Genomic DNA, 15,826 nt, shown 5'->3' with positions numbered 1-15,826 from the left:
GCTGGTACCCGGGCTGAGGCTGATACATCCCCGGATGCGGCTGCGGGTATGCCGCCTGCTGCGGAAACTGCTGTCCCATCGGCGGAACCTCGCCTGGGCCGCGGGCCGATCATTCATCTGGATCGACGACGAAATCGACGACCGCGACCGGGAGTGGGTCGCGGCCAAGTACGATGGCCGGGCGCTGCTTTACAGCGTCGAGTCGCGGATTGGTCTGCGGCACAATGATCTCGCTGTCGTGCTGGACTGGATCGAGTCCGTTTCGCGCTGAGAGCAGACCATGACCGCGCCGATCTGTCCGTCGACCGAGCGGGTCCGCCTCTGGTCCTTCCTCTCGACGCGCCGGCCACCTACGGCTTCTGCCCTTGCGACGGCGGTGACGTGGTCTCGCGCTCCGCGAGAAACATGTCGAGCAGCTCGAACGTCATCGTGATCACCCGATCTTCTTGCGTCTGTGTGAGTGGCACACCCGCCTGCCGATCGGGCAAGGCCAAGCGTTCGATCTGCGCCTCCCACGTAAGGTTCGATGCCACTTCATAGTTCGCCATCAACCACTCCCTGAAACCACCCAACCCCGGACCTCCGTTACGTCGCGCGCCGATGTCGTAACCGATGAGGAGACCTTTCACACCGCCGAGTGTGGTGCGTCCGATGTACATTCCGGTGCGCTTGCCGACGAGGCTCAGAAACTCACGGTCGCTGAGCTCGTCGAGGTGGTGGACTACCCGTCCGTTGACGACGAGTGGGCCCGCTCCGTAGGTCGGGCGAACATGATCTTTCTCGGACATAGACGCATTGCAACACAGCATCCGGTTCACGCGCTTCGCGCGCAGCCATTCGCTGCGGCCGCACCGAGTAGGGGGCGACCATCACGCTGATTCCGAGGCCTGGCGCGATCGGCTCGATTCGTCATCGATCGATACCTCGATGACACAGGAAGAATCCTTCTCCGCCCTGCATGACCCGACGCATTCATGCAGTGATACTACCCCTATTCGCTTCAGAAATTGAAGCGAATAGGGGTAGTATCACTGCATGATGGGTAGCACGTACATCTGGGAGGCGGCGGATTGGCCCCGCCTCACTTTCGACTCCGCCCTGCTCGCCAAGCCCACTGCTGCTGTTGCGCTCGCCCAAGGGCGCCTGCACGGTCGCCTCGCGGAGACCGACGCCATGACACAGGAACGCGCCGGACTAGAGGCGCTCACCGCCGATGTCGTGAAGTCGAGCGCCATCGAGGGCGAGTTGCTCGATGCGGTTTCGGTTCGATCATCCATCGCGCGCAGGCTCGGCGTGGACATAGGGGCCGCGGCTCCGTCGGACCGCAAGGTCGACGGTGTCGTCGACATGATCCTCGACGCCACCCGTCACTACGAAAGACCCGTGACCGCCGAGCGGCTGTTCGGCTGGCACGCGGGACTCTTCCCCACTGGATACTCGGGTATCTCACGGATCCGAGTCGGTGGCTGGCGGACCGACGAAACCGGCCCCATGGAGGTGATCTCCGGACCGTACGGCAAACAGCGCGTCCACTTCGAAGCACCTCCTGCCACCCGCATCGACACCGACATGCGTCAATTCCTGGAATGGCTGGACGCGGACACAACCGAACCCGCGATCCTCAAAGCCGGGCTCGCCCACCTGTGGTTCGTGACCATCCACCCGTTCGATGACGGAAACGGCCGAATCGCCCGTGCGATCGGAGACCTCGCCCTCGCCCGCTCCGAATCCAGCCCCCGGCGCTTCTACAGCCTGTCGGCCCAGATCCAGCGCGACCGCAAGAACTACTACTCCGTCCTCGAAAACACCCAACGCGGAAACCTCGACGTCACCGCCTGGCTATCATGGTTCCTGGACGCCCTCCACCAGTCGATCATTCAGGCAGACAAAACAATTGATGCCGCGCTGGCAAAAGCCACCTTCTGGCGCACCTGGCACGGCACCGCCCTGAACCCTCGCCAGATCACCATGCTCAACCGCCTCCTCGACGGTTTCGACGGAAAACTGACCACCCGAAAATGGGCCATCATCACCAAGACCTCGCAGGCCTCAGCCCTCCGCGACATCAACGAACTAGTCGACCACGGAATCCTCCACCGCTCCGCATCGAGTGGTCGAAGCACGTCGTACGAACTCGCTCAACCGGCAGTTCGATGAACGTTCTCCACTACGTACTGTCGCGAAAATCAACGGCCCTGGACATGAGGGTACGAATAGAGAGTCATTCCCACCTTGATCATGGGCGCTTCCGTGCCGAGGAAATGCAATTCAGCCGCATGCGCAAGGTCGATGAAGTCCCACTCTTTGCCACACTTGACAATGGATTCGATCGTGATATCCCAGATCGACCCGAATGAAACCGGCCCGACTCGATCACCTCGCTGTACAATCCCTCCGGTGCAGCGAACAACAGCAATCACAGACCGCCCTCGCACCGAGTGAACGTGATCCACATTGAAGGATCCAGCGCCTTCCTGGACCCACTTACTCGCGACATCTATGATTTCTGACAAACGCAGCCCAAATTTTTCGAACCGATCATGGCATTGACGTGTAGGGCAGCTTTACCCCCACCTTCTCCATAATTCGCTCATAGGATCTCTAATTGTCAAGAGACTTTCGAGAAGCTCGTGTGCCGCTAGACGTGCTTCACCCACGCCACCATCCTCGTTCAACAGCCGCTCGAGCTCGCGAGCATCATCGACCAGAATACTCAGACTATCGCCCTGAATCGAAACTCCAGGAAACTTGCGGCCGCTCCATCTGATCAGCGAGTAGTCACCCTCCGTGTCGAGCAGTTCAGCGGAGTGTTCCATGGTTCCTCCAACCCGGATAGGGGAAATTGAATGTCGCAACAACCGAACCCTTCGAAACACGATTGCCATCTAGGCCATGAACGCGCATGCAGAGGATCCATGAAGTCGGCCGAACGATTGAAGCTCCGCCGACGCAGTGTACAATGCAAATTGCGCAGATCATAGGAATCTGTCGCCATTTTCATTGTGCGCCTGAACCATGGCTATGTGCCCACGGGGCGATCTCAACAATCACCTCGAGGACGCCGGGCATCCGGTCTTCGGGGCCGGATAAGGGCACCAGCAGGGTCGAGGCATCGAACGCTGCCGTCAGTTCGCTCGCGACGCCGAAGCCCGCGTAGAACGCCGCGATTTCCGAGCGCAGGCGCGCGGAGTCCACCTCCGTCACTGTCATGTCCGCTCCCACTTCCCCTCGGACATTTGTCCGAGCCACCGTAGCGAAGGGTGGGCGGGGTCGCCAAGCGCTCAGGATGGATGATCGATCACAGGGGGCGCAGACGGCGATGCTCCACGCGAAAGGGGTTCGCGTGGAGCATCTTTGATGAGGAATCAGGCGGGGACAGGCTCGGGAACTTCCGTGGGGCGGGTGCGGAGGGCGCCCACGCCGAGGAGGGCGACTCCCGCGATGGCCCAGGTGAGGAGGACGGTGAGGGGAAGGCTTGCGCCGGCTCCGTCGAAGTAGGCGATCGAGCGCATCAGGGTGGCGGCGGCGCCGGGTGGGAGGAGTTGGCCGAGGGTGCCCCAGGGCTGTGGGAGGAGTTCGGGGGCGGAGGTGGCGGCGGAGAAGGGGTTGCCGATGAGGAGCATGAGGAGTGCGCCGAGGCCGATGCCCGCGCGGCCGATGGTCGCGGCGAGGCCGACGATGGTGGCGGCTACGGCGAAGGAGGCCAGGGCGGCGACGGTGGCGAGGGTGAGGTAGGAGCCGGGGAGGATCGAGAGCCAGGTGTGGTAGACGAGGGTACTGAGCAGGCCGCCGACGATACCGAACGTGGCCAGGCCCGCCAGGCGGGCGCCGAGGGTGGGGATCACCAGGGTGAGCAGGATGCCCGCGGCGATACCGGACATCACAAGCGGTAGCACCATCGCGCCGAAGCCCGCGCCGCGTGGATCGTCGGTGTCGGCGGCGATCACATCCTGGACCGGGACGGTCGCCGCGCCGCTGAGCTGCTGGGCCAGCGCGGTGAGCTGCTGGGCGACCGCCGGTGACGCGGCGGAGGCGACGAGTACCTGGGGTGCGCCGCCGCCGGTCACGATCGCGCCGTAGATCTCACGGTCGGCGAGGGCGGTGCGGGCGGCGTCCGCGTCGGCGAGGGTGGTGAGTTCGAAGGCGTCGGGGTTGCGCTGCTGCAACTGCAGGCCGACCTGCGTGGCCTGCGGGCCCGCGACGGCGATCGGCAGGTCGCGGGGGGCGAGATTGACAGCCGGCCAGGCGAACGCGATCAGCATCAGAGCTTGCAGCAGGGTGGCCACGAGTCCGATGCCGACCGCTCGGCGGGTGATCGTCATGACGTTTCTCCCTTAAAGCGAATATTCGTTCTTTATTGTCTCCAACGATCGCACCGCCCCCGCTCGCTTGTCAAGAACGAGTATTCGTTTTACTTTTAGGCATGCCCCGAGTCAGCGAAGAACACCTGGAACGCCGCAGGCAGCAGATCCTCGACGCCGCGCAACTGTGCTTCGCCCGCAAGGGCTTCCACGAGACGTCCATGCAGGACGTTTTCACCGAGGCGGGCCTGTCGGCGGGCGCCGTGTATCGCTACTTCGGGAGCAAGAACGAGATCATCGCGGCGCTGGTCGCTCGCACGCTCGGACCGCTGCGCGAACTGCTCGCCGGGTATATCCGGGCCGAGGAGCCGCCGACCCCGGCGGCGGTCGTGCGCATGTTGACCACCGAGATCACCAAGCGCAGCGGACCCGACGGACCGCTGCGCCTCGCGCCACAGGTGTGGGCACTCGCCCTGGTGCAACCCGAGGCCGCGGTCCCGGTGAGCGGCGCCATCGCGGCCATACGCGGCCTGATGACCGAGTACGCCACGCGGATGCGCGAACTCGGCTGGATCCCGGCCGACACCGATGTGGAAGCGCTCGCCAAGACGATGCTCGGCCTGCTGCCGGGGTTCATCCTGCAACATCTGCTGCTCGAGGACGTCACCCCGGAAGACTTCGCCCGCGGTGTCGATGTGATGCTTCCCGTGCCACCCGTCCGCGAGCGGTGATGTCGGCGACCGCACTGTTACGACCGCCGCGCGAAGGGTAGGTTCGGGGGCGGCACCGGAGGGGGTCCCGTGCGCCGGACATCGCCGATAATCGATCCGACCAGGGAGTTTCCTGTGGCACTTCACCGACGAACGCTTCGCACACGCGGCCTGACCGTCCTGGCCGCCGTCACCGTGGCGGCTGCGGCCGCCGCCGGGACGGCACAGGCGAGGATGATCGGCGCATTCGAGGTGGGCGGTGCGATCGAAACCGAATACGACCAGGTGGGCGCGGCCGCACTGGGCGACCCCACCGGACCCGAGGCCGACGCGGCGGCGGGCGGCAAGTACCAGACCTTCGCCAACAACGCGGCGATCTACTGGCACCCCGACACCAACGCCAACACCGTCGCGGGGCAGATCCGCGACAAGTACGCGGCCCTCGGCAACGAGTCGGGGACGCTCGGCTACCCGGTCACCCGTGAACTGTCCACCCCGGCGGGCAACGGCCGGTTCAACCATTTCCAGCGCGGCTCGATCTACTGGTCCGTCGGCACCGGCGCGCACCAGATCAGCGGTCCGATCAAGGACAAGTGGGCGGCGCTGGGCTGGGAGTCGAGCCCGCTCGGCTTCCCGCTCACGGATGTAGCCAAGGCGGGCAAAGCCGACGGCCAGTTCACCATGTTCCCCACCGGCGCCATCTACTGGTCCTCGACCACCGGCGCGCACGCGGTGTGGGGCAGCATCCAGGCCGACTGGATCCGCGCGGGCGCCGAGAACGGCCGCTACGGCTACCCGACCAGCGACGAATACGACTACCAGGGCGGCAAGGCCCAGGACTTCCAGGGCGGCAAGATCACCTGGAAGCCGACCAGCTAGCGGCTACGGCGCGAGCAAGCCCTGCCTGGCCTTGCTCGCGCCGGACAGCGTGAGCAGGAGCATGGTGGTGAGGGCCTGGTCGTCGAGGCCTTCGGCCGGGAACGTGTAGCGCAGGATGATGTCGGCGAGCTTGCCGCGCGAGATCAGGGTGACCGAACCGAACTGGATCTCGGCGTTGCGTTCGGCGACGCGCTTGTGCAGTTGCGGTTTCAGCGGTCGGTCCCAGGCCAGCACGCACGTCATCGAGAGCACGGTGAGGCCGGGCGCGAGGGTGACGGCGCGGATCGACGACAGCGCGCCGTCGTACTCGAAACCGAGCGAACCGTCGGCGTCCACGCGCACGTCGATGTCCTGCATCTGCAGGCAGGCGCCGGTGCGCGCCTGCAGGTCCAGTTCGGGGGTGACCGTGGCGTCCATGTCGGCTCCGTCGCTCATTTGGTTCCACCGAAACGGCGGTCGCGCTTGGCGTATTCCAGGCACGCGGCCCACAGGTTACGCCGGTCGAAGTCGGGGAAAAGCGTGTCCTGGTAAACGAATTCGGCGTAGGCGGCCTGCCAGATGAGGAAGTTGGAGCTGCGGAACTCACCCGACGGGCGAAGGAACAGGTCCACATCGGGCATGTCCGGCTCGTCGAGGTAGCGGGCGACTGTCGACTCGTCGACCTTCTCGGGGTCGATCTCCCCCGCCGCCACCCGGCGCGCGATTTCGCGTGCGGCGTCGGCGATTTCGGCGCGACCACCGTAGTTGACGCACATGGTCAGCGTCATCACGTCGTTGTCCTTGGTGAGCTCCTCGGCCACCTCGAGTTCCTTGATGACGCTGCGCCACAGGCGCGGTCGGCGCCCGGCCCAGCGGACCCGCACACCCATCTCGTGCATCTCGTCGCGGCGGCGGCGGATCACATCGCGGTTGAAGCCCATGAGGAAGCGGACCTCGTCGGGGCTGCGCCGCCAGTTCTCGGTGGAGAAGGCGTAGGCCGACAGCCACTTCACACCGATCTCGATGGAGCCCTCGACCGCGTCCATGAGCACGGCCTCGCCACGTTCGTGGCCCGCGGTGCGCGGCAGACCACGCTCTTGAGCCCAGCGTCCGTTGCCGTCCATCACCAGCGCGACGTGGTTGGGCACCAGCTCCGGCGGAATCGCGGGCGGGCGGGCACCGGAGGGGTGCTGCGACGGCGGACGGACAGTGCGGGTCGAGCTGCTCCCAGCGGCGGGGTCACGACGGAGGATCACGGACTCCATCCTGCCTGATCCCCCACCGAGCCCCGCACGGGCTCCGCCATCGCGACCGGACAGCACGACGACACGGACTCCCCCGTCGAAGTCTGATCCCCCACCGCACCCCGTTGCGGTGCCGCTCTCAGCCCACGCGGCCTGCCGTCGCGGCGCCGGGTTCGACGCGACTGCGCTCGATCAGCGGCAGGGTGCGCAGCTGGCGTTCCAGATGCCACTGCAGATGGGCGGCGACCAGACCGCTGGCCTGGCGGCGCACATTGTCGGGAACCTCCGCGATGTAGGCCCACTCCCCCTTCAACAGCGCGACGAGCAGGTCGAGCACGCCCGCGGCGGGCGTGCTCGCGCCGGGTGGGCGACAGTGCACGCACACCGCGCCACCCGCGGCGACATGGAAGGCACGGTGCGGGCCGGGGGTCGCGCAGCGGGCGCATTCGTCGAGCGCGGGCGCCCAACCGGCGAAACCCATGGCGCGCAACAGGTACGCGTCCAGGATCAGCTCGTGGGGGCGCTGTTTCGCGGCGATGGCACGCAAAGCGCTCGCGGTGAGCGCGTGCAGTTTCGGGGCGGGGGCGCGTTCCTCACCGGCGAGACGCTCGGCGGTCTCGAGGATCGCGCAGGCGGTGGTGTAGCGGCCGTAGTCGTCGATGATGTCGGCGGCGAACGCTTCGACGGTGGTGACCTGGGTGACGATGTCGAGGGTGCGGCCCGGGTGCAACTGCACGTCGATGTAGGCGAACGGCTCGAGCCGGGCACCGAACTTCGACTTGGTCCGCCGCACACCCTTGGCGACGGCGCGAACCAGCCCGTGTTGCCTGGTCAGCAGCGTGACGATGCGATCGGCCTCGCCCAGCTTGTGCTGACGGACCACCACCGCCTCGTCCCGATACAACCGCACGCGCCCAGTCTTCCACGTCGCCCCGACACCGCGTCCACGGACACGGCGGACTCCCCTCCCCGCGGTCAGCTCGGCCTGAGCAGACCGGTGATGAGCAGCAGCAGCGACTGCTGGGTTTCGGCGCGGGCGCGGTCGGGGTCCTCGGCGTGCGCGACGATGAGCGAGGCTTCGGTGATCGCGCTGAGCAGCAGCTGCGCGAGCACCGGGACCGGGACAGCGGGGACGATGCCGGAATCGACGGCGCGCTGGAGTTCGGCGGTGATCAGGCCGAGCCCGTGCCGGGATTCGAACTCACGAAAGTCGGGCCAGCCCAGGACCGTCGGGGCATCCATCAGAACGATGCGCACCATCTCCGGGCGGCCGCAGATATCGAGGAAACAGGCCAGACCGGCCGTCATGCCCGCGACGACATCGCCGGGGTCGACCGCGTCGATCGCGCTCGCGATCTCGGCCGTGGCCTCGGTCTCGACCTGTTCGAGTACCGCGAGGAACAACCCGCGCTTGTCGCCGTAGTGGTGGTGCAGGGCACCACGGGTGACGCCGGCGGCCGCCACCAGTTGCTCGGCGGAGGTACCGGCGAAGCCGCGCTCGGCGAACAGGTCACGGCCTGCCTGCTCGAGCGCGGCGCGGGTGGTGCGGGAGCGGTCCTCCTGACTACGGCGCTGCATGCAGCCGAGTGAACTCCACGATCAGTTCGGCGAGCAACTCCGGCTGGTCCTCGGGCAGGAAGGTGTAGGAATCGCCGACGGTACGCAGGCTCGCCCGCGGCAGGTCGGCGACCAGCCGACGGGCCAGCGACATCGGGAACAGCTTGTCCTCGGTGGACCAGACGACGAGGACCGGCAGGTCGACCTCGGCGAACCGTTCGGCGGCGGCCAGGGTGTGCCGCGCGTCCACGCCCGCGGCGAAGCGGCGCAGGTCCGCCCTGATCGCGGCATCGCGCCGAGCCGGACCGAGGTAGGACTCCGCGATGGGTCGGGGCAGTGCGTGTTTGGTCACCCAGCCGAAGGCGAGCGGCAGTCGCTGCGCGGGCCGCCAGCGCAACGGGGCGAGCAACGCGGCGACTGCGCCCGGGATCTTCACCAGGCGGACCAGGGTCGTGAAGGGCTGCGGCGGGAAGACCTCGTAGCAGTCGACGGCGGCGAGGACGACGCGGCCGATCCGTTCCGGGTGGCGGGTCATCAGGATCTGGGTGAGCGCGCCGCCGGTGTCGTTGGCGACGATCGTGACATCGGTGAGGTCGAGCGCGTCGAGGAACTCCGCGATCAGATCGGCCAGGCCGACGGGTGTGAGGTCGGCGTCGGGCATCGGAATCGAATGCGAGCCGAGCGGCCAGTCGGGTGTGAGGCAGCGGTGTCCAGCCGCGACGAGGCCTGGAACGACGCCGCGCCACAGATCGGCGTTGACGAGCAGACCGTGGACGAAGACGACCGGTGATCCTGTTCCGGTGTCGTGATAGCGGATGCGGCCCGACGACAGCGTGAGGTCGTGCGCCGGGCCGAGTGCTGAGCTGATTCCCATGGGGTCCTCCCCTGCTCGAAAGCTTGGCCTCACCACCATTACATACATACCGTATGTATGTCTAGGCTGGAATATCCACCTAGGGTATGTGGACGAGTGACCAGTTGAGGGCTAGCGTCGAGGCGACTACCTGCAGAGACGGAGTTCTCATGTCCGCGCCCGACCGCATCGCGCCGCCACCGGCCGAACTCGGCCTCGCCGAACTCGCTTCGGCCCTGACCGGCGGCACGACCAGTTCGGTCGCCGCCGTCACCGACGCGCTCGACCGTATCGAGGCGTCGCAGCCGACGCTCAACGCCTTCCGGGTGGTACGTAGGGCGGCCGCCCTGCGCGAGGCCGCCGAGGCCGACGCGCGGCTGGCCGCCGGTGTCCGGCTGCCGCTGCTCGGGGTGCCCGTCGCGGTCAAGGACGACACCGATGTGGCCGGCGAACCCACCGCCTTCGGATGCGGCGGTGAGTTCCCGCCCGCCACCGAGGACGCCGAATCGGTGCGCCGGTTGCGTGCGGCGGGTGCGGTGATCGTCGGCAAGGCCAACACCTGCGAACTCGGCCAGCTGCCGTTCACCAGCGGCGCGGCCTTCGGGCACACCCGCAATCCGTGGGATCGCACCCGCACGCCGGGTGGTTCCTCGGGCGGTTCGGCGGCGGCGGTCGCGGCCGGGATGGTCCCTGCCGCATTGGGTTCCGACGGCGCGGGTTCGGTACGGATCCCGGCGGCATGGACCAACCTGGTCGGCATCAAACCGCAGCGCGGCCGGATCTCCACCTGGCCGCTGCCGGAGGCATTCCACGGGCTCACCGTCAACGGACCGCTAGCGCGCACGGTGGCCGACGCGGCCCTGCTGCTCGACGTGGCCGCCGGCGCGCACGACGGTGACCTGCACACCCCCGCCCCGATCGACGCGCGCGGCGCCGTCGGCCGCGATCCGGGCAAGCTGAGAATCGCTGTGTCGCTGAGCATTCCGTTCACCGCGACCAAGACCGCACTCGATCCCGAGATCGCGGCCGCCGTGCACGCGATGGCGGGCACCCTGCGCGGGCTCGGGCACACAGTGACCGTGGCTGATCTGCACTACGGTCTGCTGGTCGGAGCGTCGTTCCTGCCGCGTTCGCTGGCCGGGATCAGCCGGGTACATCGTGCGATGCCCGGCGCCGTCGTCGACCCACGAACCACCGCCAACGCACGCATCGGACGACTGCTCGACGGTCCGGCTCTGTTCGCCGCCCGCCGCCTGGAACCATTGCTGCACAAGCGGATCGGCGGCTTCTTCGACGACTACGACCTGGTGCTCGCGCCCACCACCGCTACTCCCGCACCGCGCGCCGAGGACATCGACGGCATCGGTGTGGGCTCGACCAATGCGCTCATCACCGGCGCCTGCCCGTATACGTGGCCGTGGAACGTCCTCGGCTGGCCGAGTGTGAACGTGCCGGCGGGCATCACCGAGACCGGACTACCGATCGGCGCGCAACTGATGGGCACCGCGAACACCGAACCGCTGCTCATCTCCGTCGCGACGCAGCTCGAATCGGTGCTGCACTGGGAGCGTCAGCGGCCGACAGCGTGGTGGTGAGTCAGAGCGGGGCGTTCACCCACCAGCGGTTGTAGAGGTCGGTGCCGTCCGTCCCGCCGAGGACGACGATCAGGCAGAAGTTGCGGGCGGTGTCGTCGAATTGGATGCTCAGCGCACCGGCGACGGTACCGGGAACGCGGCCGGGGATGTCCTGGATGACGATCCGCCCCCGGCCCGACGGCCGCTCCCACAACTCTTCCCTGGTCGCGAAGGCGTCGTCGAACTTACCGGCGGTGCCCGGTGTGCGATTGCCTCTGCAGGCCACCGTCATCCGCTCGACCGGAGCGCGATCGCCGTTGCAGCTGAGGGTGCCCATGTCACCGAGTTGGTCCAGCGGTACGGGGTCGTAGTTCTTGTCGATCGCGGCGCACCGGGTGCCCTGGTAGCCACTGGCGAACGGAGATTTCGGGAGCAGCTCGGGAAACGCCCGCACAATGTATTCGTGGGCCTTCCACGGTGATTCGGCGGCCGTCGTCGGGGCCGCCGATGTCGCAGCGGTCTCGGGGGTCTTCGCGTCATCCCGGTTCAGCGCGACGATCCCCACAGCGAGCGCGGCGACGGTGACCACGACGGCCGCTCCGGTCACCAGCGAACGTCGCCTGCGCGGTCGGTAGACGGTCGAGCCGCCACCGGCGACCCACCCCTGCTGTGCACCTTGCGAAATAGCCTGTGTGTGTACCCCTCCCGGAGCCTCCGACGCACGACCCTGCACGCTGCGTGCGCCGTGCAAAGCGCCCTGTGTACCCGGCGCTCCGCCCGGCATCGGCGGCACGCCGCTCGAAACTCCCGGCGCACCACTGGACACACCGCCCCCCGGCGACGCGCCGAGTTGTCCGATCGGTGGGTTCCGCGGCAGCACCGCCTCGGGCTGCCCGGTGCGCGCCGCTGGCGGCACCGGGGTGCCGAATGCCGCGGACGCGGCCGCCGCCAGGGCGCCACAGCTTGCGTACCGGTCATCGGGGTTCTTGGCCAGCGCGCGGGCGATCACCGCGTCGACGGCGGGTGGGAGGCGCGGATTCAGCTCGGTGGGCCGGGGTGGCGGCGCGGTCAGGTGGGCGTTGATGACGGCGGCGGGCGTGTCGCGGGGGAACGGCTTGCGGCCGGTGAGCAGCTCGAAAAGCGTGCAGCCCAGCGAGTATTGGTCGGCGCGATGATCGACGGCGTCGAGCCGGATCAGTTCCGGCGCGGCGTAGGCGAGGGTGGCAAGAAAAACGCCGGACTCGGTCAGCGCGGTGCCGTCGGTGCCGGACTTGGCGATGCCGAAATCGGCGACCAACACCCGGTCCGGCTCCCCCGCACGCGATTCCAGCATCAAGTTGGCGGGCTTGACGTCGCGGTGCAGCAGTCCGGCGCGGTGGGCCGCGTCCAGTCCGGCGGCGGCTTCGGTGACGATGTGCAGCGCCAACCGCGCATCGGGCAGGCCATGACGCAGCACGGAAGCGGCATCGGTGCCCGCCACGTACTGCATCGCGATCCACAGCGCGCCCTGGTCCATCCCGCGATCGTGGACCGCCACCACATTCGGGTGGTCGATCCGAGCTGCCAGTTCGGCCTCCCTGATGAACCTGGCCCGGAATTCGGCGGAGGCGCTGTGCGCGTCACCGAGCACTTTGAGCGCATCCCAGCGCGGGAGTCGCGGATGACGCGCGGCGTAGACGGTGCCCATGCCACCACTGCCGAGCACTCGCTCGATCACATACCCGGCGAAGACCGCACCCGGGCGCAGCTGCGCGGTCATTCGGCCAGTTCCAGCAGGCTGTACTGGGCGGCCGCCTTCTGCCGGATCTGCTGTTCGGTCGGCGCGAAGATCGTGGCGATATAGCGGCCGTGCAGCAGTGCGCACACATAGCGAACCTCCGGCTCGCTATCGGACGCGCCGGAGTCGCCGCACCGGATGTCCACGATACCCGCGGGACCGGGCAGCGGTCGCAGTTCCGCCGGCCACTCCGTGGCGCCGCGCTCGTAGGCCTGACGCGCCTCGGTGGCATCGAAGTAGCGCTTGAGGCCGTCGAAGCCCATCAACGCCAGGGCATTCGCGGAACTCCGGTGCTGGCGTGAACTCATCAGAAAGGTCGCGTTGGGGCCGTACACCACGCCCCGGGCGTGCAGCATGCCCTTTCCGCCCGCGATGTTGTCCGCGTCGACCAGCACCACCGCGGGCGACGACCAGCGACCCACCTTCTCCGGCACCATCCGGGCCAGCATGCCCTCACCGTCGATCGGCAGGTCGGCGAACCGCTCGGGCGCCGTCGGCACGAAGCGGTCGAGTTCGGGCAATTGCGCGTCGATCGCCGCGCCGATCAGAGTGGTCAGCGCCGCGGCATCGGGGGTGGTGTGCACGGCGTACACGCTCACCACGAACGCGCCGTGTGCGATGGTGGCCGCCATGCTCGCCACCGTGGGACGCCAATGCGCCTTGGCCGCAGGGAACTTCGGGATCGGCACCGCGACGTTGTCGGCGTTGACCGCTGCGTCGGTGGCGTCGAGGCCGGCCGCCGCCGCGGTCGCCGCAGCCGCGTTCGGCATGCGAAGGGCCAGCACGGTCAGCTGCCGGGTGCGGGCCGTGTCGGTCCCGCTGACGACGAAACCGGCGAGCATGCCGTGTTCGCTGAGCACGGCACGTGCCTGTTCGGACAGCACACCCGACACCTTCGCCGGAGTCGGCAGCGGCACGGCATCCCATCTGGAGGGTGGGACCGACAGCGCGGAATCGGCTTCGGCCGGATTGACCATGACCTCGCCGATCCGCAGCGACTCGATCACCCGCCCCGAGTATTCGGTTCCCGGCGGGGCCTGTAGCGGAACATGCTGGTAATGCCCATAATCCAAGGTGGCGAGGTCGACCCGGACCGGCTCCGCCGTCCCGGATACCCGGCAGCCGGTCACCGCGGCGGTCAACAGGACGACACCGAGCAGGCCGGGAGTCGCACGGGAATCACAGCGGCGCATCGGCCCACCACCTCTCGCGCAGTTCGGCGCCGTTGGCGCCGCCGACGACCCTGATCCGGCAGAACGACCGGGCGGGCTCGTCGAAATAGATCGACAGATTGCCGAGGGGATTCCCGTCCACATCGGTGTTCCTGCCCCAGTGCAGATTCCCGGTCCCGGACGTACGCCGCCACTGTTCGCTGCCCTCCACCGTGTCAGTGCTCGGCGGTGGCGACATGAGCGAGCGGTCGGTCTTGCATTCGATGGTGACCGACTCCGCCGGGTCGCGGTTGCCTTCACAGCGCATCCGCGCGAAAGGCGCGAGTGTGTCGGTCGGAACGTGGTCGCCGTTGTCATTGATCATGTAGCAGGCCGTCAACTCCTGGTATCCGACGCCGAGCTGAAAGGCGGGCAGCAGGTCGGGAAACAGGTCGGCGATGAAGCTGTAGGCGCCCCACGCGGTCGCCGGTGGTAGGGGCGGCGGCGAGGTGGTGGCCTGCACGCTCGGCGACTCGGTGTCGCCACCGGTCCCGAGCATCGCGGCAGTGACGACGCCGACCATGAACACCGCCGCTGCCGCGATCCAGAAACGACGACGGCGGACGAGCCGGGCGAACGGGGTGCGTCGTGGTAGCAGCACCGCCGTGAACGGGTCTTCGTGGACGAAGCGCGCTCGTGGATCCGGCACTGCCGCAGCGACTCCCGCAACGTACTGCGGAGGCGGGGTGGATGGATGTACCGAGTTCGAGACAGCGGCGGAGGCGGGTGCCGCAGGGCTGCGCACCTGTGGTGCCGACGATGCGGGTGCGGACCCGTTCATCGCTTCGCGGGCCGCGGCGGCCAACGCACCACACGAATCGAACCGCTGCGCCGGGTCTTTGGCCAGTGCCCGCGCGATCACCGCGTCGAAGCCCGCCGGGAGCCCGGGGCGCAACGCGGACGGCCGCGGCGGCGGTTCGTGCAGGTGGGCATACATCACCGCGGCGGCCGTCTGCCGCGGGAACGGGACAGTGCCGGTGAGCAATTGGAACAGCGAGCAGCCGAGGGCGTAGACATCGGCACGGCGATCGACGTGGTCACCGCCCAGTCGTTCGGGCGCGACATAGGACAGCGTCGCGGTGAAGCCACCACCGGCCGACAGCGTCGCGGTGTCCTCGGCGTGCCGGGCGATGCCGAAGTCGGTGATCAGCACCCTGTCGGGCAGGCCCGACTGTTCGGCGACGAGGATGTTGGCCGGTTTCACGTCGCGGTGAAGCAGTCCCGCACGATGCACCTCGTCGAGGCCGCGGGCCGTTTCACCGATGATGTGCACCGCACGTGCCGGGTCGAGCCCGCCGGGGGCGCGCCGGATCAGGTCGGCGGCGTCGGAACCCGCGACGTACTGGGTGGCGATCCAGAGCTTGCCCTCGGTTTCGCCGCGGTCGCGCACCGCGACCAGGTTCGGATGCTGCAGCCCGGCGGCGAATTCGGCTTCGCGCAAAAACCGCGCCCGGTACTCCGCGTCGTCGGCGTGGTCGTCGGCGAGGATCTTGATCGCGTCGTGGCGGGGCAGACGCGGGTGCCGCGCCAGGTACACGGTGCCCATGCCACCGGAGCCCAGCTTCCGCTCGATCAGGTAGCCGGCGAACTCCGCGCCCTCGGCAATACTCACCCGCCCGGTCTCCCACGTTCACCACACTGCCGGGACCCTTCCGGCAGAGAACAGGCACGAGGACCGGAATGGTCGGCCCGCACCAGGTCAGCCCCCGGAAATCAACGGTTCCCGACCATGCCCGAGCGA

Annotated in this window: 16 protein-coding genes; 5 read left to right on the top strand and 11 right to left on the bottom strand. The window is 68.0% G+C overall.

Annotated features, from left to right (window positions below; translation table 11 throughout):
• The first annotated feature begins 34 nt into the window (after positions 1-34).
• Positions 35-271, top strand: a complete 237-nt coding sequence (locus tag AB0I35_RS22705; RefSeq protein WP_357398170.1) for a hypothetical protein — start codon at positions 35-37, stop codon at positions 269-271.
• A gap of 79 nt (positions 272-350) precedes the next feature.
• Here AB0I35_RS22705 and AB0I35_RS22700 read toward each other — a convergent pair whose 3' ends face one another.
• Positions 351-788: a hypothetical protein gene (locus AB0I35_RS22700; RefSeq protein WP_357398169.1), complete on the bottom strand. Its 438-nt coding sequence runs from the start codon at positions 786-788 to the stop codon at positions 351-353.
• A 247-nt stretch (positions 789-1,035) separates the two neighbouring features.
• Here AB0I35_RS22700 and AB0I35_RS22695 point away from each other — a divergent pair, with 247 nt between their 5' ends.
• Positions 1,036-2,157, top strand: coding sequence for a Fic family protein (locus tag AB0I35_RS22695; RefSeq protein ID WP_357398167.1), 1,122 nt, complete (start codon positions 1,036-1,038; stop codon positions 2,155-2,157).
• 840 nt (positions 2,158-2,997) lie between these two features.
• Here the strand turns inward: AB0I35_RS22695 and AB0I35_RS22690 are convergent.
• On the bottom strand, positions 2,998-3,210 hold the full coding sequence (locus AB0I35_RS22690) for a hypothetical protein (protein ID WP_357398166.1): 213 nt from the start codon (positions 3,208-3,210) through the stop codon (positions 2,998-3,000).
• A 155-nt stretch (positions 3,211-3,365) separates the two neighbouring features.
• Positions 3,366-4,322 (bottom strand): hypothetical protein, encoded by a 957-nt coding sequence (locus AB0I35_RS22685; protein ID WP_357398165.1) that lies wholly within the window; start codon positions 4,320-4,322, stop codon positions 3,366-3,368.
• 101 nt (positions 4,323-4,423) lie between these two features.
• Here AB0I35_RS22685 and AB0I35_RS22680 point away from each other — a divergent pair, with 101 nt between their 5' ends.
• Both AB0I35_RS22680 and AB0I35_RS22675 read left to right on the top strand, forming a co-directional pair.
• On the top strand, positions 4,424-5,032 hold the full coding sequence (locus AB0I35_RS22680; protein WP_357398164.1) for a TetR/AcrR family transcriptional regulator: 609 nt from the start codon (positions 4,424-4,426) through the stop codon (positions 5,030-5,032).
• 114 nt (positions 5,033-5,146) lie between these two features.
• Entirely contained in the window at positions 5,147-5,890 is a 744-nt protein-coding gene (locus AB0I35_RS22675; RefSeq protein ID WP_357398163.1) for a hypothetical protein, read from the top strand.
• 3 nt (positions 5,891-5,893) lie between these two features.
• Here the strand turns inward: AB0I35_RS22675 and AB0I35_RS22670 are convergent, their stop codons facing one another.
• The 5 genes from AB0I35_RS22670 to AB0I35_RS22650 form a co-directional block, all read right to left on the bottom strand.
• Positions 5,894-6,247 carry a hypothetical protein gene (locus tag AB0I35_RS22670; protein WP_243749936.1) on the bottom strand — a complete coding sequence of 118 codons (354 nt, stop codon included), beginning with the start codon at positions 6,245-6,247 and terminating at the stop codon, positions 5,894-5,896.
• A 74-nt stretch (positions 6,248-6,321) separates the two neighbouring features.
• Positions 6,322-7,134: an isoprenyl transferase gene (locus AB0I35_RS22665; RefSeq protein ID WP_357398162.1), complete on the bottom strand. Its 813-nt coding sequence runs from the start codon at positions 7,132-7,134 to the stop codon at positions 6,322-6,324.
• Positions 7,135-7,252: 118 nt separating this feature from the next.
• The gene (recO, locus tag AB0I35_RS22660) at positions 7,253-8,023 is read right to left on the bottom strand and encodes a DNA repair protein RecO (RefSeq protein WP_357398161.1); all 771 of its coding nucleotides are present in this window, start codon (positions 8,021-8,023) and stop codon (positions 7,253-7,255) included.
• A gap of 65 nt (positions 8,024-8,088) precedes the next feature.
• The gene (locus AB0I35_RS22655) at positions 8,089-8,691 is read right to left on the bottom strand and encodes a TetR/AcrR family transcriptional regulator (RefSeq protein ID WP_357398160.1); all 603 of its coding nucleotides are present in this window, start codon (positions 8,689-8,691) and stop codon (positions 8,089-8,091) included.
• Entirely contained in the window at positions 8,678-9,544 is an 867-nt protein-coding gene (locus AB0I35_RS22650; RefSeq protein ID WP_357398158.1) for an alpha/beta hydrolase, read from the bottom strand. The genes AB0I35_RS22655 and AB0I35_RS22650 overlap by 14 nt, the downstream gene beginning before the upstream one ends.
• 149 nt (positions 9,545-9,693) lie before the next feature.
• On the opposite strand from AB0I35_RS22650, the gene AB0I35_RS22645 reads away from it, so the two are divergent.
• Positions 9,694-11,118 carry an amidase gene (locus AB0I35_RS22645; protein WP_357398157.1) on the top strand — a complete coding sequence of 475 codons (1,425 nt, stop codon included), beginning with the start codon at positions 9,694-9,696 and terminating at the stop codon, positions 11,116-11,118.
• Between the two features lies 1 nt (position 11,119).
• On the opposite strand, the gene AB0I35_RS22640 is transcribed toward AB0I35_RS22645, so the two are convergent.
• Genes AB0I35_RS22640 through AB0I35_RS22630 form a run of 3 tightly spaced genes read right to left on the bottom strand, consistent with a single transcriptional unit; the run spans position 11,120 to position 15,697 of the window.
• Positions 11,120-12,856, bottom strand: a complete 1,737-nt coding sequence (locus AB0I35_RS22640) for a protein kinase (RefSeq protein WP_357398155.1) — start codon at positions 12,854-12,856, stop codon at positions 11,120-11,122.
• On the bottom strand, positions 12,853-14,067 hold the full coding sequence (locus tag AB0I35_RS22635) for a hypothetical protein (RefSeq protein WP_357398154.1): 1,215 nt from the start codon (positions 14,065-14,067) through the stop codon (positions 12,853-12,855). The genes AB0I35_RS22640 and AB0I35_RS22635 overlap by 4 nt, the downstream gene beginning before the upstream one ends.
• Positions 14,054-15,697 carry a protein kinase gene (locus AB0I35_RS22630; protein WP_357398153.1) on the bottom strand — a complete coding sequence of 548 codons (1,644 nt, stop codon included), beginning with the start codon at positions 15,695-15,697 and terminating at the stop codon, positions 14,054-14,056. The genes AB0I35_RS22635 and AB0I35_RS22630 overlap by 14 nt, the downstream gene beginning before the upstream one ends.
• Positions 15,698-15,826: the final 129 nt, after the last annotated feature.

It is taken from the genome of Nocardia sp. NPDC050378 (assembly GCF_040655675.1).
GTDB classification, from domain to species: domain Bacteria; phylum Actinomycetota; class Actinomycetes; order Mycobacteriales; family Mycobacteriaceae; genus Nocardia; species Nocardia coubleae.
This window is presented reverse-complemented; position numbering and strand designations above follow the sequence as displayed.